We start from the raw sequence: 21,444 nt of genomic DNA, 5'->3' as shown, positions 1-21,444 counted from the left end.
CGAATTGTCCTCTTTTCTTATTCACATAGTCACAGGCTGTGGATAAAGATTTCCACGCACTTGAGTAACTGTCCACAGGTTATTAACATTCTGTGGATAACATTCTTGTTTAGGACGTTTTTCCACAATTACGTAAACAGAATTATAACGAATTTAGCGAGATATATCAACAGGAGATAAAAGATATGCACAAATTAACAACTTATCCACAGGGGTTCTATTCACATGTGTGTACCTGGGGATAACTCGGGGTATAGTGTGTGGAGGGAATGAAAACTGTGAATTGTTATCCACAGGCACTGTGCGTTATCAGAGTTATCCACAGCGCTTTCCGTCAGACAAAATGGTGAAATTTGTGTTGAAATCGAAGAGGGATTCTGTTATTCTTTAATAGTTACAATTTTAGAAGCTTAAATTAGAAGCGATAAACAGGTAAAAGTTTCATGGAGGTGTATTTAATATGGTAAAACGTACTTACCAGCCAAATAAACGTAAACACAGTAAAGTGCACGGTTTCCGTAAAAGAATGAGCACAAAGAACGGACGTAAAGTTTTAGCCCGTCGTAGAAGAAAAGGCAGAAAAGTTCTTTCAGCCTAATCCCCAAGATCATCTGAACAGGTGATCTTTTTTTATGTATATGGCGAGTTATTTTATAAACGGAGCCGAATTTTGTATAATGGAATATCATATGAAAGAGCGTAATAATGATGAAGAAAAGATACAGGATCAAAAAAGAAAAAGATTTTCAGCTTGTCTTTAAAAAAGGAAAGTCTTTTGCGAACAGACAATTTGTAGTTTATCTCGTTGATAATCCGAGAACAGATCATATGCGGCTGGGGATCAGTGTATCCAAAAGACTTGGAAATGCTGTGAAACGCAACAAGATCAAGCGGCGCCTCAGAGTATTTTTCCAAAAATACCAGGATTCGCTTGATGCGCGGGAATATGTAGTGATTGCGAGGCAGCCTGTAAGTAATATGGATTATCACCAGATGGAGAAATCATTATTACATGTGCTGAAAATCGCAAGATGTATAAAATGACACGGGGGTCACTGCCATGTACAAGGTTTACAAGGAAAAAACTGTAGATACTGCAATTGCCAAAGGTTTGGAAGAACTGAAAGTATCTGAATCAGATATTAAAATAGATGTTGAGGACGAAGGTAAGCGTGGCATTTTCGGCTTTGGCCAGAGAGATGCGGAAGTAAAACTGACCGTCATCAATCCGGAATTGAAAATGTACGAGTCCGTAGAAGCGCTCATCGCAAGAGATGTAGAAAAAGAAGACAGCATCGTCGCGCAGGAAGAACCTGAAGAGGAAGTATCCGGTTTTGTTTCTACTATGGAAGAAACCGGGGAAGAAACCTCAGAAGACGAAGTGGCAGAACCTGCAGAAAAAGCGCAGGAAAAGAAGCGGCAGCATGACAATCAGGAAGCGGTGAAAAAAGCTGCAGATGAGACGAAACACTACCTTAACAGGGTCATCACTGACATGAATATCGAAAATTCGAGTGAAATTGTCATTGATCATAATGAAATTCGTATAAATATCGAATCACCGACTGCCGCTAAACTGATCGGCAAACGCGGCGCAACATTAAATGCGCTTCAGGAAGTGGCCCAGAATTATTTCAATTCCATTTACAGGAGTTATGGGATCATCATTCTTGATGTCGAAGACTACAGGGAAAAACGCAAAGAGACACTCGAGAACCTGGCGGTGAATATGTCGAAAAAAGTCCTGCGGACAAATGAACCGGTGAAACTGGAGCCGATGCCTTCATTTGAACGTAAAATCATGCATCACGTATTAAGTGATATGGATGATGTTGAAACATATTCAGAAGGTTCCGAACCGAATAGATATTTAGTAATAGAAAAGAAATAAAGGAGTACTGCACTATGCAATTAGAAACTATATCCAGTATTTCAACCCCGGTGGGTGAAGGTGCTATTGCGATTGTGCGTTTATCTGGTATAGATGCCATAGAAATCGCAGACCTTCTATATAAAGGAACAAAGTCATTGTCGTCAGTGGACTCCCATACGATTAATTATGGGCATATTATTGATCCGGAAACTGGTGAATCTGTAGAAGAGGTTATGGCAGCTGTGATGAGAGCACCGAAAACGTATACCCGAGAGGATATAGTCGAGATCAATTGCCATGGTGGCGTCAATACTGTCAATCGTGTACTTCAGCTTACTTTAAAGCACGGTGCACGGATGGCCGAGCCGGGCGAATTTACGAAACGCGCATTTCTTAATGGAAGAATTGACCTTTCACAGGCTGAAGGCGTAATGGACTTTATCAGATCAAAAACGACTGAAGCGTCCAAAGTGGCCAATCAGCAAATGCAGGGCAGGCTTAAAACGTACATCGAAAGTCTGAGACAGAGCATTCTGAACATCCTTGCCCAGGTGGAAGTGAATATAGATTATCCGGAATACGACGATGTCGAGGAAGCGACAACATCGTTTCTTCTGGATGAAGCAAGAAAAGTCGAAGTTGAGATTGAAAAACTTCTGAAAAGCAGCTCACAGGGAAAAATTTTGAGAGAAGGCTTAAGTACTGTCATCGTCGGTAAACCGAACGTCGGTAAAAGTTCACTGCTCAATTATTTTATCCAGGACAACAAAGCGATCGTAACCGAGGTCGCCGGTACAACACGGGATATTTTGGAAGAATACGTCAATGTCAACGGCATCCCATTGAAGCTCGTTGATACGGCAGGCATAAGGGACACTGACGATATCGTTGAAAAAATCGGTGTGGAACGCAGCCGCCAGGCCTTGGCCCAGGCGGAACTGATCCTCTATGTTGTCAACAACAACGATCCGCTCACTGATGAAGACGTTGAGATTCTGGATTCCATCGCAGACCAGAAAGTGATTGTGATCGTAAATAAACTCGATCTCGAAAATAAAATGGATATTGAAGCGCTGCAGCGCCGTTATCCAGGAATGCCTGTAGTGAAAACATCGATTGTAAACAGCACAGGGGTCGATGATCTGGAAGGTAAGATTTCAGAATTATTCTTTGACGGAAGCATCCAATCCACCGATTCGACATATGTCTCCAACAACAGGCATATCGGATTGCTGGAGGATGCGAAGCAGGCAATCGCAGAAGCAGCCGAATCAGCGGAGATGGACGTACCGGTCGACATTATACAGATCGATCTGGTCAAAACGTGGGAACTGCTGGGAGAAGTGATTGGTGAGGATGTCAGCGAACAGCTGATCGACCAGCTCTTCAGCCAGTTCTGTCTTGGAAAATAAAAGGAGGAAAACTATGACAGGAAATATAAAATACGATGTTGTGGTCATTGGTGCAGGACATGCAGGCGTCGAAGCGGGACTTGCCTCTGCACGCAAAGGACTGAAAACATTGATGTTGACGATTAACTTGGACAATATCGCATTCATGCCATGCAACCCGTCTGTCGGCGGCCCGGCCAAAGGGATTGTCGTCAGGGAAGTCGATGCACTCGGCGGTGAAATGGCTAAAGTAATAGATAAGACGCACATTCAAATGAGAATGCTGAATACAGGAAAAGGCCCTGCTGTCCGTGCACTGCGTGCACAGGCGGATAAAACACTTTATCAGCAGGAAATGAAACGTGTGCTTGAAGATGAACCGAACCTTGATATTCTTCAGGGAATGGTGGATGAAATCATCGTTGAAGACGATGTGGTCAAAGGTGTAAAAACGAATATCGGCACCGTCTATGAAGCGGAGGCAGTGATTGTAACGACAGGGACTTTCCTGCGTGGTGAAATCATTTTGGGAGATTTGAAGTATTCCAGTGGTCCAAACCATCAGATGCCTTCTGTTCCCCTTGCCGATCAATTGAAAAATCTCGGATTTGAAATCGTCCGCTTCAAGACAGGTACGCCGCCGCGCGTCAACTCGGATTCCATCGATTATTCGAAAACGGAAATCCAGCCGGGCGACGATGTGCCGCGGGCATTCAGTTTTGAAACAAAAGACTTTATCATGGACCAGCTTCCGTGCTGGCTGACATACACTTCAGAGAATACACACCAGATCATTAATGACAACCTGCATCTTTCAGCGATGTACTCAGGCAATATCGTGGGCAAGGGTCCGCGTTACTGCCCGTCCATCGAAGATAAGATCGTGCGTTTCAATGACAAGCCGCGTCACCAGATCTTCCTGGAGCCTGAAGGCAGGAATACGAAAGAAGTATATGTTCAGGGACTTTCAACAAGCATGCCTGAAAATGTTCAGCGCGAAATGCTTTCTTCAGTGCCGGGACTCGAAAATGCACGGATGATGCGCGCGGGTTACGCCATCGAATACGATGCACTGGTACCGACGCAGCTGTGGCCGTCACTTGAAACGAAAAAAATTGAAAACCTGTTCACGGCAGGACAGATCAACGGGACAAGCGGCTATGAAGAAGCGTCAGGCCAGGGTCTGATCGCGGGTATCAATGCAGCGGCCAAACTGCTTGATGAGGAACCGCTTATTCTCAGCCGTTCCGATGCATATATCGGTGTATTGATAGATGACCTTGTAACTAAAGGGACAAACGAGCCTTACCGTCTTCTGACATCAAGAGCGGAGCACCGTCTGCTCCTTCGTCATGACAATGCCGATCTCCGTCTGACAGAAATGGGCCATGAAATCGGATTGATTTCAGATGAAAGATATCAATTGTTCTTAGAGAAGAAACAGAATATCGAAGATGAGATCACCCGTCTTAAAGACATCCGTATCAAACCGAATGAACGGACCCAGTCTGTGGTTGAATCACGGGGCGGTACACTGCTCAAAGACGGCATCCTTGCATTCGACCTGCTCAAACGTCCTGAAATGAATTACGAGTCCATCATGGAGATTCTAGAGGAAGAGATCCAGATTTCAAAAGAAGAGTACGAGCAGATTGAAATCCAGATCAAGTATGATGGATATATCAAGAAATCCCTTGCCCAGGTGGAAAAGATGAAACGCATGGAGAAGAAGAAAATCCCTGCAGACATCGATTACGACGCCGTGCATTCACTGGCAACAGAAGCACTGGATAAGCTGAAGGCAGTTAAGCCGCTGGATATTGCACAGGCATCCAGAATTTCCGGTGTGAATCCGGCAGACGTGTCCATTCTCCTCGTCTATATCGAACAGGGGAATATCAAAAAGGTAAACGCATGACAGAACAACAATTCATAGAAGCGCTCAAACAACAGGGCATTGAATTGACGCAACAGCAGATCAGCCAGTTCAGAACGTATTTCGAGATGCTGGTGGAATGGAATGAGAAGATCAATCTGACAGCTGTCACTGCTGAAGAAGAAGTCTATCTGAAACATTTCTATGATTCACTGACACCGCTCTTCAATATCGATATCGGTATTGATGCGAGTGTCTGTGATGTTGGTGCGGGGGCCGGTTTCCCGAGCATCCCCATGAAAATCGTCCGGCCGGATTTGAAAATTACAATCGTTGATTCGCTCAATAAGCGTATCGGCTTCCTCAATGAATTAACAGCAGAGCTGGAGCTGGATAAAATGCATCTTGTCCATGATCGTGCAGAAACATTCGGACAGGGTGCCCAGCGCCATAATTTTGATATTGTCACCGCACGGGCAGTGGCTCCGCTGAATGTTCTCGCTGAACTCTGTCTTCCGCTCGTGAGGACCGGTGGCCGCTTTATCGTTATGAAAGGTAAAAAAGGGATGGAAGAGCTGGATGACAGCAGCTTCGCCCTGGATCTGCTTGGCGGAGAAGTGAAAGGAACCTACAGTTTTGTACTGCCGGAAGAGGACAGTGAGCGGTATATACTGGATATTGGGAAAGTACGCAAAACACCGAAAAAGTACCCGAGAAAACCGGGCACTCCGAATAAATCACCATTAAAATGAGAGGCAGGTGAAGCAGATGAAAAAGCCTTTTTCCAGACTTTTTGGCCTCATCGACAAAAGTGACGATAAAAAAGAAGATGTGTCCCTGCAGCTTCTCCCGATGGAGAATATCGTTCCGAACCGTTATCAGCCCCGTACAGATTTCGACCGTGACCGGATCAAAGAGCTCGCGGCATCCGTTGAAGAACACGGATTACTGCAGCCGATCACAGTCAGGCCGATTGAAGAAGGGATGTATGAAATCATCGCGGGTGAACGCCGCTTCAGAGCATTGAAGATGTTGAACCGCGAGGAAGCGGAAGTCATCGTGAAATATCTGACGGACACCGAATCTGCTGCGATTGCCCTCATTGAGAATATCCAGCGTGAAAACCTGTCCAGTATCGAAGAGGCGAGAGCATATCAGAAACTGCTTAAAATGGATGGTATTACACAGAAGAACCTGGCTCAGAACCTGGGTAAAAGCCAGTCTTTCATCGCCAATAAACTGCGTCTCCTAAAGCTCTCCGACGGTGTTATCGAAGCCCTGCAGCGGCAGGATATAACCGAACGCCATGCGAGGAGCCTGCTCAGCCTGGATGATGAATCGCAAACAGAACTTCTGGCGGATATAAAAGCCAAAAACCTGACGGTCAAAGATACGGAAACAGCTGTTAAAAATCGTTTGACACATATAAATGGGGAAATCGATTTTAAAGATGATGTATCATTTATGCTGAATGATTTGAATCGTGAAATCGAAAAGCTCAGAAATAAGGGCATGGATGTCTCCTATGATACTTCCGAGGAAAAGGAATTCCATGAAGTGAATATAAAGATATTCAAATAAAACACTCACAGGCACTCCAGTGAGTGTTTTATTTTGGTGTTACAATTTGCCGGCAGGCTGATATAATATTCATATGTGATTTCAGACAAGAGTCTGGATTGAAATGAAGATTTCAGCGATGGAGGTGACAGATGATGGCTGAAGACAGAAGCTTTGACTGCGATACGGATAAAGGACCGGATGCTTTGTTTACGGGTAATAAAGATAATGAAACGATCGTGAATCTGAATATTGCTGAAGTGAGGCGCAATCCATATCAGCCGAGGACGGAGTTTAACGAAGAGAAACTAAAAGAGCTGGCCGATTCAATTGCCGAGCACGGCGTCATTCAGCCGGCCATCGTGAGGAAGTCGGTTAAAGGCTACGATATCGTAGCCGGGGAACGCAGATTCAGGGCAAGTAAAATGGCTGGAAAAGAAACCCTCCCGGCGATTGTCAAAAAATTGACGGATACACAGATGATGGAATTCGCCATAATCGAAAATCTGCAGCGTGAGAACTTAAGCCCATTGGAAGAGGCGAAGAGCTATCGCCAGCTAATGGATGAACTCGATCTGACACAGGGCGATGTTGCAGAACGCCTCGGTAAATCCCGGCCTTATATAGCGAATATGCTCAGGCTGCTTAATTTACCGCCCCAGGTAAGAAAGATGATTAATGAGCAGGAATTGTCGGGGGCTCATGGAAGAACTTTATTACCTGTCAAAGACCCACTGAAGCTGGAAGCGGCAGCGAAAAAGGCAGTAGAGGAAAAGATGAGTGTCAGAGCACTTGAAATCTACGTAAGATCTCTGGTGGATTCGCCTGAAAAGAAAAAGAAGAAGCAGGCGAAACCGAGCTTTATCGTTCGGCATGAGTCGAAATTGAAAGAGCGTTTCGGCACGGGTGTCGAGATAAAAAAACAGCGCAAAAAAGGAACGATCTCCTTTGAATTTAAAAATGAAGAGGAATTTAAAAGAATCATTTCAATACTAGAAAACTCGTAGAAATGGATGTGTAAAATTGTTTCCGATACTTAACAACGCAGCAACAGAGCCATTGGATCTTACATTTATCGAACAGATTATGCATGATGTAACCAATCCGGAGACCTGGCTTAACATAGGAACAAAAATATTGGCGGCAATCGCCCTGATTGTGGTTGCCCTGATTCTGGTTAGAATAGCTAACCGGGTCATCAACAACTTTTTCAGTTACAAACCGAAGTCCAAAAAGATCCAAGGAAATCCGAAACGCAATCAGACACTGATCAATGTGCTGCAGAATGCGGCCACAGTAGTCATATGGTTCGTCGTCATAATGATGATTCTGGAAACCTTTAACCTGCCGGTGCGCACATTGCTTGCCGGTGCCGGTGTCGTCGGTCTGGCAGTCGGTTTCGGTGCACAGAGCCTGGTGAAGGATATGATTACAGGGTTCTTCATCATTTTGGAAAACCAGTTTGATAAGAGTGATTTCGTAAGAATCAACTCTACGGGTACGACAATCGGAGAAGGAGAAGTCATTTCCTTCAGTCTCAGAGCGACAAAGATACAAGGCTGGGAAGGCGAACTTATCGTCATCCCAAACGGTTCAATCAGCGAAGTGGTCAATTTCTCCCGCTACAACGCCATTTCCATGCTGGATATCAATCTTTCGCTTGACGAGGATCTTGATGAAGTGGAAGATATTCTCAGCAGTTATTTTGAAGAAAACTGGAAAAATGAAGAAACGCTGGTTTCTGTCCCGGAAGTCCTTGGTCTCCAGGGCATTGAAAATGGTGAGTCAATCATGAGAATAATGCTTGAAACAGAACCGATGGAACACTTCGGTGCAACACGGCGTATGAGAAAAAGAATTAAGAACCATCTCGCAACTAAAGGTATATATATTTCCGTCCCTAAGATGGATATTCAAGATTTCGATGTAGCTGGAAATGAATAAGCAGAAGGTGAATGATATGGATAAAGAATATACTATGCATGATATAGTAGAGATGAAGAAGCAGCATCCATGCGGCAGCAAACTGTTCAAAATTACACGTCTGGGTGCAGATATCAAGATAAAATGTGAACAGTGCGGCCGTGTCATCATGATGCCGCGGCGCGATTTCGAGAAAAGAATGAAAACAGTGAAATAAAAATTGAAGTATAAAGGTGATTATTAATGGCTCTAACAGCAGGGATTGTAGGATTACCAAATGTCGGGAAATCCACATTATTTAATGCAATAACTAAAGCAGGCGCACTCGCAGCAAACTACCCGTTCGCAACAATTGATCCTAACGTCGGTATAGTAGAAGTACCGGACGACCGGCTCAATACACTTACAGAAATGGTCGAACCTAAAAAGACGATACCTACGGCATTCGAATTCACGGATATCGCGGGCATCGTAAAAGGAGCTTCAAAAGGGGAAGGCTTAGGTAATAAATTCCTGGCCCATATCCGTGAAGTGGATGCGATATGTCAGGTCGTCCGTGCGTTCAACGATGAAAATGTCACACATGTGTCCGGTAAAATAGATCCGATTGATGATATTGAGATCATCAACATGGAGCTTATTCTTGCTGACTTGGAAAGTGTCGAGAAAAGATTGCCGCGTCTGGAAAAGATGGCGAAGCAAAAAGATAAAGATGCCATGGCGGAATCTGGAATACTTCAGAAAATCAAAGAGGAATTGGAAAATGGCCATCCGGTGCGCTCAATGGAGTTTACCGAAGAAGAAGCGAAATATGTGAAGAACTTCCATCTCCTCACACAAAAACCGATGCTTTATGTTGCGAATGTGGCAGAAGATGATTTAGGTGCCTTTGAAGGTAATGAATATCTGGAAAAAATTCAGGAATACGCGGATAAAGAAGGATCGGAAGTCATCGTCATCTCAGCAAAAGTTGAGGAAGAGATTGCGGTGCTTGATGAAGATGAGAAGGAAATGTTCCTGGAGGAACTTGGCATCAGCGAATCAGGACTCGATAAGCTGATTAAAGCATCCTATGATCTGCTCGGACTGGCGACTTATTTCACTGCCGGTGTACAAGAAGTGCGTGCCTGGACATTCAAAAAAGGGATGACGGCGCCGGAATGTGCGGGAATCATCCACACAGACTTCCAGAAAGGGTTCATTCGTGCAGAGACAGTGGGCTATGATGACCTCGTAGCAGCGGGAAGCGAAGTCAAAGCCAAAGAAGCCGGAAAAGTCCGCCTTGAAGGTAAAGAGTACATCATGAAAGACGGCGATGTCGTTCATTTCAGATTTAATGTGTAGAATATATTGTAAAATGACTAAAACACTGGTATAATATCGGATTGTGAGTAATGAAAATTATTCCTTGCCTATTTTCAAGGAAATAGGCCGTTAAAGACCATAAGGAGGTGTAGAAGATGAGATCATATGAAATTCTATATGTAATCCGTCCGGATATTGAAGAAGATGCAAAGAAAGCACTCGTAGAGCGTTTTGACAATTTGCTAACTTCAAACGGCGGAGAAATCGTCGAATCAAAAGAGTGGGGTAAACGTCGTCTTGCGTATGAAATCGAAGATTACAAAGAAGGTTTCTACCAGATCATCAAATTGAATTCTGATGTTGAAGCAACAAATGAATTCGAACGTTTAGCCAAAATCAGCAATGATATCATTCGTCATATCATTGTCCGCGATGAACAAGCAGAAAATAAGTAATTAAAAACACATTGGAGTTGATTACATGCTGAACCGTGTTGTACTTGTTGGTCGTCTTACAAAAGACCCTGACCTGAAAGTTAGTCAAAACAACATTTCCGTAGCAACTTTTACTTTAGCGGTAAATCGTCCGTTCACCAATTCGAATGGAGAACGCGGTGCCGACTTCATAAACTGTGTTGTTTTCCGTAAACAAGCAGAAAATGTTAGCCAGTACTTGAAAAAAGGAAGCTTGACGGGTGTTGATGGGAGACTACAAAGCCGTACTTATGATAATAAGGATGGGCAGAGAGTATTTGTAACTGAAGTAGTGTGTGACAGTGTACAATTCCTCGAGCCTAAAGGGCAAAGCGGTAATCAACAACAGCAGTATAATAATAATTCCGCAGACAGCTATACAAATGCGTATGGTAATCAATCCACAGGATCAAAACCGGCGCCGCAGCAGTCCAAACAGAACAATGCTGAGGAGAATCCATTTGCGAATGCAGATGGACCGGTTGACATCAGTGATGACGATCTACCATTCTAATAAATAGTTTTCTCGGAAAGTAACCCCGAGAGACGGGTTCACATGAAATTTATGTAGAGGAGGAAAAATTCATGGCAGGTCCAAGAAGAGGCGGTCGCCGTCGTAAAAAGGTTTGTTACTTCACAGCCAATGGCATTACGCACATTGACTATAAAGAAGTAGAACTTCTTAAAAAGTTCATTTCAGAACGTGGTAAAATTCTTCCAAGACGTGTTACAGGTACTTCAGCGAAGTATCAGCGCCAGCTTACAGGAGCAATCAAGCGTGCACGTCATATGGCTTTACTACCATATGTTAAAGAAGAACAGTAATATATCAAATTCCAGGTCCAACGGGCCTGGAATTTTTTATACAAAAATAAGGGTGATGACTAGTGAAGTCATCACCCTTATTAACTTCTTTATCAAAATTAGAACATCTCTGATACAACTTTCTGTTCAAGGAAGTTGATCATATAATCCGGACTGCCGGTTTTCTGGTCCGTTCCGGACATTTTGAAACCGCCGAATGGATGGTGGCCCATTACAGCCGCTGTGCTGCCACGGTTCAGGTACAAGTTTCCGACATGGAATTTTTTCTTCGCTTTGATCCAGTGTTCACGTGTGTTTGTGATGACTGCACCTGTTAAACCGTATTCGGTGTTATTGGCAATATCAAGCATTTCATCGAAATCTTTGGCTTTTCCGAAAGCGACGACCGGACCGAATATTTCTTCCTGCATGATGCGTGCTTTTGGATCCAGGTCCGCGAATATCGTCGGGTTGATGAAGTAGCCTTTGGAGTCATCCGTCTCTCCGCCGATTTTCAGTTCGCCTTCTTCTTTTCCGATTTCAATATAGTCCCTGATTTTATCAAATTGTTTTTTGCTGATTACAGGTCCCATATAAGTCTCATCCACAGGATTTCCGACAGTCAAATCTTTTGTCAGGTCGATGGACTTTTGCAGTACTTCATCGTATACATCTTCGTGGATTATTGCACGGGAGCCTGCTGAACATTTTTGTCCTGCGTAGCCAAATGCGGAACTCACGATGGAATCTGCCGCCAGATCCAGATCGGCATTCTTGTCCACGATAATCGTATCCTTACCGCCCATTTCAGTAATGACTCTTTTTATAAAGTGCTGTCCTTCCTGTACTTCAGCTGCGCGTTTATTGATCCGCAGACCGATATCTTTGGATCCTGTAAACGTAATGAAGTGTGTTTTATGATGATCGACCATATAATCACCGATTACAGACGGATCACCTGTTACGAAGTTGACGACGCCTTTTGGCAATCCGGCCTCTTCCAGTACTTCAATTAATTTATAGGCAATTAAAGGTGTGTCTTCCGCAGGTTTTAATAACACGGTATTACCCGCGATGATCGGTGCAACAGTGGTTCCTGTCATAATCGCAAATGGGAAGTTCCATGGTGAAATCGTCACGCCGGGTCCCATCGGCTGATAGAAGTATTTATTGTGTTCACCTTCGCGGTCGAGTACCGGCTTGCCGTCAGCCAGTTCCATCATCGATCTGGCATAAAATTCGATAAAGTCGATGCCTTCATTTGTATCGCCATCGGCTTCATTCCATGGTTTCCCTGCTTCATATACCATGAGTGCAGAGAATTCGTGCTTGCGTCTGCGAATGATTGCGGCAACTCTGATAAGCAATTCAGCGCGATCTTTCGGATCCCATTCACTCCAGGATTCGAAGGCCTCTTCAGCTGCATTCATTGCAGTATCAATATGTTCTTGTGTCGCTTTTGAAGCATACCCGACGACTTGCTCCTTATCTGAAGGGTTGTATGAAGTAATCTGGTCATCTGTTTCTATATGCTCGCCGTTGATGACTAACGGACGTTTACTGCCGAACTCGTTTTTAACTTGTTCCAAAGCGGCTTTAAACGCCTTTTTATTCTCTTCTTTTGTAAAATCTGTGGCTGGTTCCGCACTGTATGGTACTACCATTTATAAATCCTCCTCATTTTTCGTTAATACTCTCAGTAATTTACTGAATCAATCATTTGGAATTATGGTTGTTCCAAAACACTATGTCTATACCCGGTTTTAAGATTAATATTTATGTAATTTCGTCTTTAAGGGAAATTTATCCAAATGAATAAAAAAATAAGTTACTTTTGTTACATTTTCGAATAATTTACTTTAGAATAAAAAATAAGACTATGTTGCCTATATATTTTATTTCAGAAAAGGGGGTGTAAGAATGATTAAGAATCTGGCCGGAGTCATGCTTTATGTGGACGATCAGGAACAGTCGGTAGAGTTTTGGAGAGACGATCTGGGGTTTGTTGTAGTATCAGAAGAAGAACTGCCGGAAGGATTTAAAGGTGTTGAAGTTGCGCCGAAAGCACAGTCTGAAACGTCAATCACGATTTTCGATAAGGAGTTCATCAATAAGTACAGCCCGGAAGTCGGTCTGGATACTCCCTCATTGATGTTTAATACAGATGATATCGAATCCCTTTATGAAAAGATGAAAGACAAAGGGATTACAGTAGGGGAAATGACAGAGATGGGCGGTGGAAAAGTATTTAATTTTTCGGACAGGGAAGAAAATTACTTTGCAGTGATGGAGACAAAATAGCTATTTAAAAAATATAAAAAGGGCTGGAACAATCGTTCCGGCCCTTCAGTAATTCAATTAACGTTCTTCTCTATCGAGGCTGATGACCTGTTCACCGTTAACATCATTCTTGATACTGTAGTCTCTCTCTTTCGAGCCAATATTTTTATCTATCGGCTGACGTTTCTTCTCATTTCCATTTCCGCCTTCATCAGATGAAACTTCTTCAGCTAATTCAGGGTGGTTGTGGGTATCTACCACATCCTGGTCACGGGGACCTTCCACCATGTCATCGTTGACGATTACTTCTTTATCACCATAATCAGGTTTTCTTTCACTATCATCGAGATAATCTGGATCTTTATGCTGTTCAATCTTCTCCATATCACTTTCCTGGGTATCCGTATCTACGGAAGGATCGACTGCTATATGCTCGTCAGTCCCTTCTTCATAGGCCATATGGGAATCATCCATTTTCAATTTTTCACTGTGATCATGGTACTCCTGCGTCTTGGAAGTATCCGTCTCTTCCTCATCTGCTGGGTTATGCACCTGGCTGACCTTACCATCAGAAGAAGTGTCACGGTCATTCTTATCAGCATTTCCCTGAGTGTTTCCTGAAACATTATTCGGCGCCCCATGTTTGACGGGTCTGTCCTTGTACTCATTAGTGGCAGCTGTTTCATCGGCAGTATCATCATGAACGGTGATGCCGTCTTCACCGTTGGTATTTACCTGTTCATCATTTCTGTAGTTACTTACATCTATTTTTTCATCCTGAGGGGTATCCGCCTCAATCTCACTTTCTGTTGACGTTCTATCAGCATCATCATGCGCCGTGGCACCTGTAGCGCCCAAAACCCCAGCCGTGCCTGCCGTACCGGCAGCTGTCATATTTGTAGGAGTGCCCGTTGCTGTTTTTTCCTCCTGCTGCGGTGTATCCTGATTGTCATCGGCTGCCGGTTCTTTGGCAATCGGATCTGATCCGCCTTCATTTACATAAAGAAGGAATCTTCCATTTTCCAGTTCACTTCTATATTCCTGTTCTTCCTGGTCGTTCAATTCCAGACTGGAGATTACACGTTCCTCCGGTTCTTCTGATGAGAAGTATGAAACGATTTTATCCCAGGCCGTGCCATCAGCAGATTTGAAATTTACATTCGTATAGTCAAATGAAGAGCCATTAAGTGCTTCATTCGATACGACAGTAATTGATTCTTCCTGTACCCCGTCGATTTTCAGCTGTTCTATTCTGCCAAGTAATTCCTGTTCATTGCCAAATGATTCAATCTTACGCATAATCAATTCCTCCAATTTTTTTATGGGTTTGAATTATAGTTGAATGATGTGAATTTCCGAGTTTATCAATAAAAAATATATACTAATTGTCTACCCCAAGGCAGTTAATATAAACTATTTTCAGAAAATTGTGGACTTACATAATATGGCTGTGGAATAATATGTTTAGGAGGTCCTAATTAGAAAACATAAGGGACAAAATAAAGTCCGTAAGAAAAGTGATGACATTATCACAAGTGAGTCTGACAGGAGACACTCCGGCCGGGCGGGAGTGTCCAGGCTGGATAATTTAAAATCCGGTGAAAAGAATTATAAAATTAAAATGGACGTCCTTTTAAATCAGGCATTAAAATCTTGTACCATCCGAGTCACCGTTTATATCACAAAGGGGGTGCAAAAAACTTAGTTGAACTTCAGAAAAATGAATCTTCATATTTAATCTGTGAATGACCGAATAGAAATTAGTGTCACATATACTTGTAGGGAATCAGAAGAGGACTCTGATTATTTTAGATGAATCAAGATGCTTGTTTGATCAAGAATACTTATTGAGAAATACGGTTTTAAAAGCTTTGGTGCCATATCATATAAATTAATGTTGTTTCACCGTACTTAATCATATTAAAGCGATTGTAGAATGGTTGTCCTGCAGTACTAATTTAATGTCGCTTTATTTAAAAATCACATAAGGCAGGGGAAAATATTGAAGAGTCTCCACAATTCAGCTTTACGTTTGGTATTGCTGAACCAATATAAGATTTTAAGCTTATTGGATGAAGATAATGCAGATTATTATAATTACTACAAAGATATTATCGTGGAAGGTATTGAAAAGAAATATCCGATTTTGCTGGAAACAATAGGTTTCGGAGGATCTGAAGTACCTGTTGAAGTCTCCGATGGCGCAGATTTGATTCTGGAAATTTTCAATAAAGTACAATATTCAATCGAAAAAATGAACTTAAATGCGCAACGGGATATAAAAGAGAAATATCATATATATTTTGATGGCTTTAATATCAACAACGAAACAGAAAGACCGTATTATACATACATTAACTTCGTACGAAAGCACAAAGAAGTGACGTTTCCGGATGTTGGTGATGGCAGAAACAGACTTACTCTTTATCATTATAAGCAGATGATGAATAATTATATGGAATATCGGGATCACGAAATACTAAACGAGGAAAAAATCAGAAAGATATGCATCAGAAAAGGTGAAGAGATCAGTGCCTATGAAGCGATTCTTATGAATTTCCCTGAAACGGGTCCTACTCCGTCACTTCAGTTTGTCAAAGAAGATAAAACATATCAGTCAGAATGATAATAAGCCAAAGCGGACTGTCAGATGCTCCGCTTTGGCTATTTATATGCCCATTTTATATTGATCAGCGGCCGTTACTCCCGATCAAGCAGATCCGCCTCCGAAACACCGGATGTGTCTTCTATTTCTTCAGCATGCTTTTTCAGCATATCATCGTCATAGAAAATCAGGAAATTCCCTTCGCTGATTTTGAATAAGTATTTTTCTATCTCATCATCCCCCAGATTGTATCGATTTAAAAATCTTTCTGCGGGTTCAGTGTTGGAAAGGATTTCCCTGAGACCTCTTTCATTTGGCACATGCCCGTGATAGTTGACCTCTGTATAATCCAAAGCTTTAAATTCCACATCATCCCTCCCGAGCAGATGGATGTCTTCTTCATAGAAGCCTTCACCTTTCAGCTGTTCAATCCTGCTGAGAACAGCTTCCTGACTGTCGTACAGTTCAAAATAATTCATCGTTCCTACCTCCCATAAATCTTCCATTAAGTATACTTGACTATTCCCTCCATCCTTTCATTCCAAACGCTTCTGCTCTATAATACAAAGTGTAAAGAAAGCCGAAAACCTTATTGTATCCGCGTCGTATTTTTGTTATCATTTATAATTAATTATTTTATTTCATATAATCATAATAATATGGATTATGAGTTTCTAGGCTTTACCTTAAATGAAGCTACTATGGAATTACAATTGGATACGCGGTCATTGACTGTATTTTGATTGTTCCTATCCTATATCTTTTTTAAGGATGCAAGATTAAAAAATAGGAGGCAATAAGAATGTGGGAAAGGAAGTTTGAAAAAGAAGGTTTAACATTTGACGATGTACTGCTGCTGCCGGCGCATTCAGAGGTATTACCCAAAGAGGTATCACTCTCTGTCCAGCTGTCAGAAAACATCAAGCTGAACGTACCGGTGCTGAGCGCAGGTATGGACACTGTTACTGAATCTGCCATGGCAATCGCAATCGCGAGACAAGGCGGACTCGGCGTCATCCACAAGAACATGTCAATTGAGCGTCAGCGTGATGAAGTACAGAAAGTTAAACGTTCTGAAAATGGTGTAATTAAAGACCCGTTCTTCCTGACAAAAGAGGAGCAGGTTTTTGCAGCTGAGCATCTGATGAGTAAATATCGTATTTCAGGTGTTCCTATCGTGAATAATCCGGAAGAGAAAAAACTTATCGGCATTATTACTAACCGTGATCTCAGGTTCATCGAAGATTATTCAAAATCAATCGATGATGTGATGACTAAAGAGAATCTGGTCACAGCAGATGTAGGCACAACCCTTGAACAGGCTGCTCAGATTCTCCAGCAGCACAGAATTGAAAAACTTCCACTGGTTGATGAAAACAATATTTTGAAAGGTCTCATCACGATTAAAGATATCGAGAAAGTCATCGAATTCCCGGATGCGGCGAAAGACAGCCAGGGACGCTTGCTCGTTGCAGCAGCGATCGGTATCGCAAAAGAAACTGAGAGACGTGCGAATGAGCTCATTGAGGCGGGTGCAGATGCACTTGTTATTGATACAGCCCATGGACATTCCGAAGGTGTTCTGAGAGCCATTAAGGACGTCCGTGATAAATTCCCTGATGTGACGCTTATCGCGGGGAACGTGGCGACTGCTGAAGGCACAAAAGCTTTAATCGATGCAGGCGTAGATGTTATTAAAGTAGGTATCGGCCCCGGTTCAATCTGTACAACACGGGTTGTTTCCGGCGTAGGCGTACCTCAGATCACTGCAGTTTATGATGCAGCAAGCGAGGCACGTAAGCATGGTAAAACAATCATTGCCGATGGCGGAATAAAACTATCCGGTGACATCGTGAAAGCACTGGCAGCCGGCGGACATGCAGTAATGCTTGGAAGTCTGCTTGCAGGAACGACTGAATCACCGGGTGAAACGGAAATTTTCCAGGGCAGACGCTATAAAACATACCGCGGCATGGGCTCGCTCGGAGCAATGGAACAAGGTTCCAAAGACCGTTACTTCCAGGAAGATTCAGAAGCTAAGAAATTTGTTCCAGAAGGCATCGAAGGCCGTACAGAATACAAAGGTCCGCTTAGTGATACTGTCTACCAACTTATGGGTGGTTTGAGATCCGGAATGGGTTACACAGGATCTAAAGATCTTGAGGCATTGAGGGAAGAAGCCCGATTCATCAAGATTACTGGTGCAGGATTGATTGAAAGTCATCCGCATAATGTGCAAATTACCAAAGAATCTCCAAACTACACTAGATAAGAAGGGAACAGTTGAAAGATGGAAATGGCTAAAGAGCAGGAACTTATTCTAGTTATCGATTACGGCAGTCAGTACAACCAGCTGATTACTCGCCGTATCAGGGACCTTGGGGTCTACAGTGAACTTCATAACCCGAGTATTACTATCGAAGAAATCAAAGAATTGAATCCAAAAGGGATTATCCTTTCAGGCGGACCAAAATCCGTTTACGCAGAGGATGCATATACGGCCGACCCGGCAATTTTCGATCTGGGCATCCCGGTACTTGGAATCTGCTACGGCATGCAGTTGTTGACTCAGATGCTTGGCGGGGAAGTGGTTCCATCAAATGAAAAGGAATTCGGCGCAACAGAAATTAATATAAATATGAATTCTCGATTGTTCAAAGGACTCTCAGAAAATGAAACAGTCCTTATGAGCCACAGTGACAAAGTGACGCGCATTCCGGATGATTTTGAACAGATTGCGCAGACACCACTCTGTAAATATGCAGGAGTCAGGCACAAGGAAAAAGACATTTACGGTGTGCAGTTCCATCCGGAATCCAAGCACTCTGTAAATGGAGATACATTCCTTAAAAACTTCATCCGTGATATCTCAGGATGTCACGGGGAATGGTCCATGGATAACTTCATCGACATCGAAGTTGAGAAGATCCGTGAACAGGTCGGCAACAGCAAAGTAATATGTGCGATGAGCGGCGGCGTAGATTCTTCCGTTACAGCAGTGCTCATGCACAAAGCCATCGGCGATCAGCTGACATGCATCTTCGTTGATCATGGTCTGCTCCGCAAGGGCGAAGGCGACATGGTGATGGAACAGTTCGGTGAAGGGTTCAACATGAACATCATCAAAATCGATGCAAAAGACCGTTTCCTGAATAAATTAAAAGGTGTATCAGATCCGGAACAAAAGCGTAAGATCATCGGCAACGAATTCATCTACGTATTCGACGATGAAGCATCCAAATTAAAAGACGCAGACTTCCTGGCACAGGGTACACTTTATACAGACATCATCGAATCCGGTACTGAAACCGCAACAACGATCAAATCCCACCACAACGTGGGCGGCCTGCCGGAAGACATGCAGTTCTCGCTGCTCGAGCCATTGAATACTTTATTCAAGGATGAAGTCCGTGAGCTTGGAATCGAACTCGGGATTCCGGAACATTTAGTATGGAGACAGCCATTCCCGGGTCCGGGCCTCGGCATCAGAATCCTGGGTGAAATTACCGAAGAAAAACTCGAAATCGTCAGAGAGAGCGATTGGATTCTGCGCGATGAAATCGCAAAAGCAGGACTCGACCGTGAAATCTGGCAGTATTTCACAGTACTCCCAGATATCCGTTCCGTCGGGGTCATGGGCGACTACAGAACATACGATCACACAATCGGCATCCGTGCCGTAACAAGCATCGATGGTATGACAAGCGAGTTCGCAAAAATCGATTGGGATGTGTTGGAACGGATTTCCAAACGACTGGTGAACGAAAGCAAACACATCAACCGTGTCGTCTACGATATAACAAGCAAGCCACCGGCAACGATCGAGTGGGAATAACTATATAGAAGTAATAAACCCTTTAACCATGCAGGTTTAAGGGTTTTTTTATAGTCACAATTAGATTAAAAGGGCAGATTAAGGGCAATTACGAAATAATCCTCTCATATTAATATAGTTGTTAACTAACATATAATATAGAAAGTGTAATCAGAGGAGTTCTAATTAAGGAAAAATCAAATGACACTTGCATTTCAAATAATTGAGAGCAAGTAACATTAGAAAAACCGTTGAAATTAAATACAGTAAAGTTAAAGAGGGTTCATGTCTCTAGTTTTAGAAAAAATTAACTAATTTATTCAATGGTATTAGATCGTAAATTTCAAGTTTAAGTTAGCCACCGAGTAGATTCCTGTTATAGAGCGTGTGAATGCATGATAGGCAACGGGGATGTCCGCCCCCGAGGGGGCGGAGTGATATTTTACACTTATTCTAGACTGCTGCTTTTTCCTGCTTTAATGCACGCACTATGGTCTCGTGTGGGGTCTGATATCCCAGGATCTTCCGAGGATAATCGTTCATCCATCTTTGAATTCTTTGGATCTGTCGGTCACTGATGGACATCATGGCTGTATGTTTCGGGATAAACCGGCGGATGAGCTTGTGCTGATTCTCGCTGGTGCCCCGCTCATACGAGGCATACGGCCGAGCAAAGTAGACATCCGTGATGCCCTTCAATTGTGCATGGAGCGCGCCAAACTCTGAGCCATTATCGGCCGTAATGGATTTGAAAAGGGTCGACATCCCGATGCCGATACGGCTGGATAGGCCTTCGATGGCATGAGTGACCGATTCGGCGTCTTTATTATCCAGTTTGATCAGCACTTCGAACCGGGTCTGTCTTTCCACCAATGTCAGTAGCACCGGATCCTGCTTATGTTTCTCGCCAATGACGGTGTCAATCTCCCAATGGCCAAACGTCTGACGGTCCTCAACCGCCTCAGGTCGCTCTGAAATGGAGGGACCCAGCACCCGTTTATGTTCCCGGTCACGGGAAGACCGGGACTTTGTCTGTCGCTGGAGTTTCTCGGGCAGATCAATGTTTTTTGTGCGCATAATACCGGCATTAATCCAATCATAGAGCGTCGTCGTACCGGGCACCATATCCGCAGAAAATGCATCCATTGTTTTTGCGGCTCCGACGACGGCATCCGGTGACCAGTGATGGTTCAGCATTTGCGTGTCCGCCCAGTCGACAAATCCATCAGATACGCTCCACTTAGGCCGGCGGCCGCAGTGTTTGCGACGGCTGTCATAAACAGTCTGTCCCCGGTCCGGACAATAGGTTTCATAGTAGTAATCATACTGCCTTTCATTATGGGTTTGGCGTTTGAGTTGGGTGATGGTACCTTTTCGCACTTCATTATGAATGGTCTGGGGCGCACGGCCGAGACGCCGCGCAATCATACGGTTGGAGTACTTTTCCTGCTTCAATACTGCTATTTGCGCCCGCTCGTCCGGTGTCAGATGTTTTCCCCTGTTGGATTCCGTGGTATCATGAAATTGCGTCATGTGATTT

Annotated in this window: 22 protein-coding genes and 1 riboswitch; of the genes, 18 read left to right on the top strand and 4 right to left on the bottom strand. The window is 43.4% G+C overall.

Annotation, left to right across the window (positions count from 1 at the left end):
* The first annotated feature begins 460 nt into the window (after window positions 1–460).
* The 14 genes from rpmH (at window position 461) to rpsR (ending at window position 11,226) form a co-directional block, all read left to right on the top strand.
* Window positions 461–598, top strand: a complete 138-nt coding sequence (gene rpmH / locus ACKRAT_RS14520) for a 50S ribosomal protein L34 (RefSeq protein ID WP_000240855.1) — start codon at window positions 461–463, stop codon at window positions 596–598.
* A gap of 110 nt (window positions 599–708) precedes the next feature.
* Window positions 709–1,044, top strand: coding sequence for a ribonuclease P protein component (gene rnpA / locus ACKRAT_RS14515; protein WP_411844470.1), 336 nt, complete (start codon window positions 709–711; stop codon window positions 1,042–1,044).
* 16 nt (window positions 1,045–1,060) lie between these two features.
* Window positions 1,061–1,891: an RNA-binding cell elongation regulator Jag/EloR gene (gene jag, locus ACKRAT_RS14510; protein ID WP_411843074.1), complete on the top strand. Its 831-nt coding sequence runs from the start codon at window positions 1,061–1,063 to the stop codon at window positions 1,889–1,891.
* Window positions 1,892–1,905: 14 nt separating this feature from the next.
* Window positions 1,906–3,285, top strand: a complete 1,380-nt coding sequence (gene mnmE, locus ACKRAT_RS14505) for a tRNA uridine-5-carboxymethylaminomethyl(34) synthesis GTPase MnmE (protein ID WP_411843073.1) — start codon at window positions 1,906–1,908, stop codon at window positions 3,283–3,285.
* Between the two features lie 13 nt (window positions 3,286–3,298).
* Window positions 3,299–5,182: a tRNA uridine-5-carboxymethylaminomethyl(34) synthesis enzyme MnmG gene (gene mnmG / locus ACKRAT_RS14500; protein ID WP_411843072.1), complete on the top strand. Its 1,884-nt coding sequence runs from the start codon at window positions 3,299–3,301 to the stop codon at window positions 5,180–5,182.
* Window positions 5,179–5,892, top strand: a complete 714-nt coding sequence (gene rsmG / locus ACKRAT_RS14495) for a 16S rRNA (guanine(527)-N(7))-methyltransferase RsmG (RefSeq protein ID WP_411843071.1) — start codon at window positions 5,179–5,181, stop codon at window positions 5,890–5,892. Before mnmG ends, rsmG begins: the two co-directional genes overlap by 4 nt.
* Before the next feature lie 16 nt (window positions 5,893–5,908).
* Window positions 5,909–6,721: a ParB/RepB/Spo0J family partition protein gene (locus tag ACKRAT_RS14490; RefSeq protein ID WP_411843070.1), complete on the top strand. Its 813-nt coding sequence runs from the start codon at window positions 5,909–5,911 to the stop codon at window positions 6,719–6,721.
* Between the two features lie 131 nt (window positions 6,722–6,852).
* Window positions 6,853–7,707: a ParB/RepB/Spo0J family partition protein gene (locus ACKRAT_RS14485; RefSeq protein WP_411843069.1), complete on the top strand. Its 855-nt coding sequence runs from the start codon at window positions 6,853–6,855 to the stop codon at window positions 7,705–7,707.
* Window positions 7,708–7,723: 16 nt separating this feature from the next.
* Window positions 7,724–8,644 (top strand): mechanosensitive ion channel family protein, encoded by a 921-nt coding sequence (locus ACKRAT_RS14480; protein ID WP_411843068.1) that lies wholly within the window; start codon window positions 7,724–7,726, stop codon window positions 8,642–8,644.
* 16 nt (window positions 8,645–8,660) lie between these two features.
* On the top strand, window positions 8,661–8,840 hold the full coding sequence (locus ACKRAT_RS14475; protein WP_411843067.1) for a DUF951 domain-containing protein: 180 nt from the start codon (window positions 8,661–8,663) through the stop codon (window positions 8,838–8,840).
* A 26-nt stretch (window positions 8,841–8,866) separates the two neighbouring features.
* Window positions 8,867–9,967: a redox-regulated ATPase YchF gene (ychF, locus tag ACKRAT_RS14470; RefSeq protein WP_411843066.1), complete on the top strand. Its 1,101-nt coding sequence runs from the start codon at window positions 8,867–8,869 to the stop codon at window positions 9,965–9,967.
* Between the two features lie 116 nt (window positions 9,968–10,083).
* Window positions 10,084–10,383: a 30S ribosomal protein S6 gene (rpsF, locus tag ACKRAT_RS14465; protein ID WP_411843065.1), complete on the top strand. Its 300-nt coding sequence runs from the start codon at window positions 10,084–10,086 to the stop codon at window positions 10,381–10,383.
* A 25-nt stretch (window positions 10,384–10,408) separates the two neighbouring features.
* The gene (gene ssb / locus ACKRAT_RS14460) at window positions 10,409–10,915 is read left to right on the top strand and encodes a single-stranded DNA-binding protein (protein WP_411843064.1); all 507 of its coding nucleotides are present in this window, start codon (window positions 10,409–10,411) and stop codon (window positions 10,913–10,915) included.
* A gap of 71 nt (window positions 10,916–10,986) precedes the next feature.
* On the top strand, window positions 10,987–11,226 hold the full coding sequence (rpsR, locus tag ACKRAT_RS14455; protein ID WP_035810211.1) for a 30S ribosomal protein S18: 240 nt from the start codon (window positions 10,987–10,989) through the stop codon (window positions 11,224–11,226).
* A gap of 98 nt (window positions 11,227–11,324) precedes the next feature.
* Here rpsR and pruA read toward each other — a convergent pair whose 3' ends face one another.
* A complete protein-coding gene (pruA, locus tag ACKRAT_RS14450) occupies window positions 11,325–12,869 on the bottom strand; it encodes an L-glutamate gamma-semialdehyde dehydrogenase (protein ID WP_411843063.1) in 1,545 nt (514 codons plus the stop codon).
* Between the two features lie 256 nt (window positions 12,870–13,125).
* Here pruA and ACKRAT_RS14445 point away from each other — a divergent pair, with 256 nt between their 5' ends.
* On the top strand, window positions 13,126–13,506 hold the full coding sequence (locus tag ACKRAT_RS14445; protein WP_411843062.1) for a VOC family protein: 381 nt from the start codon (window positions 13,126–13,128) through the stop codon (window positions 13,504–13,506).
* Between the two features lie 57 nt (window positions 13,507–13,563).
* Here ACKRAT_RS14445 and ACKRAT_RS14440 read toward each other — a convergent pair whose 3' ends face one another.
* Complete coding sequence (locus ACKRAT_RS14440; protein WP_411843061.1) at window positions 13,564–14,784, bottom strand: general stress protein; 1,221 nt, start codon at window positions 14,782–14,784, stop codon at window positions 13,564–13,566.
* A gap of 703 nt (window positions 14,785–15,487) precedes the next feature.
* Between ACKRAT_RS14440 and ACKRAT_RS14435 the strand changes: the two genes are divergently transcribed.
* Window positions 15,488–16,111 (top strand): YfbU family protein, encoded by a 624-nt coding sequence (locus ACKRAT_RS14435; protein WP_411843060.1) that lies wholly within the window; start codon window positions 15,488–15,490, stop codon window positions 16,109–16,111.
* Window positions 16,112–16,185: 74 nt separating this feature from the next.
* Here the strand turns inward: ACKRAT_RS14435 and ACKRAT_RS14430 are convergent, their stop codons facing one another.
* Window positions 16,186–16,569, bottom strand: a complete 384-nt coding sequence (locus tag ACKRAT_RS14430) for a hypothetical protein (protein ID WP_411843059.1) — start codon at window positions 16,567–16,569, stop codon at window positions 16,186–16,188.
* Between the two features lie 142 nt (window positions 16,570–16,711).
* Window positions 16,712–16,812: riboswitch (purine riboswitch) on the top strand.
* Window positions 16,813–16,892: 80 nt separating this feature from the next.
* Between ACKRAT_RS14430 and guaB the strand changes: the two genes are divergently transcribed.
* Entirely contained in the window at window positions 16,893–18,362 is a 1,470-nt protein-coding gene (gene guaB, locus ACKRAT_RS14425; RefSeq protein WP_411843058.1) for an IMP dehydrogenase, read from the top strand.
* 18 nt (window positions 18,363–18,380) lie between these two features.
* A complete protein-coding gene (gene guaA, locus ACKRAT_RS14420; protein ID WP_411843057.1) occupies window positions 18,381–19,925 on the top strand; it encodes a glutamine-hydrolyzing GMP synthase in 1,545 nt (514 codons plus the stop codon).
* Window positions 19,926–20,357: 432 nt separating this feature from the next.
* Here the strand turns inward: guaA and ACKRAT_RS14415 are convergent, their stop codons facing one another.
* On the bottom strand, window positions 20,358–21,437 hold the full coding sequence (locus ACKRAT_RS14415) for an IS30 family transposase (protein WP_411843054.1): 1,080 nt from the start codon (window positions 21,435–21,437) through the stop codon (window positions 20,358–20,360).
* Window positions 21,438–21,444 lie beyond the last annotated feature (7 nt).

This window comes from Salinicoccus sp. HZC-1, from assembly GCF_046736035.1.
Classification (GTDB): Bacteria; Bacillota; Bacilli; order Staphylococcales; family Salinicoccaceae; genus Salinicoccus.
This window is presented reverse-complemented; position numbering and strand designations above follow the sequence as displayed.

Bases quoted from the DNA above. Each gene is read 5' to 3' on its own strand.
- rpmH (WP_000240855.1), top strand. From the start codon at position 461: ATGGTAAAACGTACTTACCAGCCAAATAAACGTAAACACAGTAAAGTG.
- rnpA (WP_411844470.1), top strand. From the start codon at position 709: ATGAAGAAAAGATACAGGATCAAAAAAGAAAAAGATTTTCAGCTTGTC.
- jag (WP_411843074.1), top strand. From the start codon at position 1,061: ATGTACAAGGTTTACAAGGAAAAAACTGTAGATACTGCAATTGCCAAA.
- mnmE (WP_411843073.1), top strand. From the start codon at position 1,906: ATGCAATTAGAAACTATATCCAGTATTTCAACCCCGGTGGGTGAAGGT.
- mnmG (WP_411843072.1), top strand. From the start codon at position 3,299: ATGACAGGAAATATAAAATACGATGTTGTGGTCATTGGTGCAGGACAT.
- rsmG (WP_411843071.1), top strand. From the start codon at position 5,179: ATGACAGAACAACAATTCATAGAAGCGCTCAAACAACAGGGCATTGAA.
- ACKRAT_RS14490 (WP_411843070.1), top strand. From the start codon at position 5,909: ATGAAAAAGCCTTTTTCCAGACTTTTTGGCCTCATCGACAAAAGTGAC.
- ACKRAT_RS14485 (WP_411843069.1), top strand. From the start codon at position 6,853: ATGATGGCTGAAGACAGAAGCTTTGACTGCGATACGGATAAAGGACCG.
- ACKRAT_RS14475 (WP_411843067.1), top strand. From the start codon at position 8,661: ATGGATAAAGAATATACTATGCATGATATAGTAGAGATGAAGAAGCAG.
- ychF (WP_411843066.1), top strand. From the start codon at position 8,867: ATGGCTCTAACAGCAGGGATTGTAGGATTACCAAATGTCGGGAAATCC.
- rpsF (WP_411843065.1), top strand. From the start codon at position 10,084: ATGAGATCATATGAAATTCTATATGTAATCCGTCCGGATATTGAAGAA.
- ssb (WP_411843064.1), top strand. From the start codon at position 10,409: ATGCTGAACCGTGTTGTACTTGTTGGTCGTCTTACAAAAGACCCTGAC.
- rpsR (WP_035810211.1), top strand. From the start codon at position 10,987: ATGGCAGGTCCAAGAAGAGGCGGTCGCCGTCGTAAAAAGGTTTGTTAC.
- pruA (WP_411843063.1), bottom strand. From the start codon at position 12,869: ATGGTAGTACCATACAGTGCGGAACCAGCCACAGATTTTACAAAAGAA.
- ACKRAT_RS14445 (WP_411843062.1), top strand. From the start codon at position 13,126: ATGATTAAGAATCTGGCCGGAGTCATGCTTTATGTGGACGATCAGGAA.
- ACKRAT_RS14440 (WP_411843061.1), bottom strand. From the start codon at position 14,784: ATGCGTAAGATTGAATCATTTGGCAATGAACAGGAATTACTTGGCAGA.
- ACKRAT_RS14430 (WP_411843059.1), bottom strand. From the start codon at position 16,569: ATGAATTATTTTGAACTGTACGACAGTCAGGAAGCTGTTCTCAGCAGG.
- guaB (WP_411843058.1), top strand. From the start codon at position 16,893: ATGTGGGAAAGGAAGTTTGAAAAAGAAGGTTTAACATTTGACGATGTA.
- guaA (WP_411843057.1), top strand. From the start codon at position 18,381: ATGGAAATGGCTAAAGAGCAGGAACTTATTCTAGTTATCGATTACGGC.
- ACKRAT_RS14415 (WP_411843054.1), bottom strand. From the start codon at position 21,437: ATGACGCAATTTCATGATACCACGGAATCCAACAGGGGAAAACATCTG.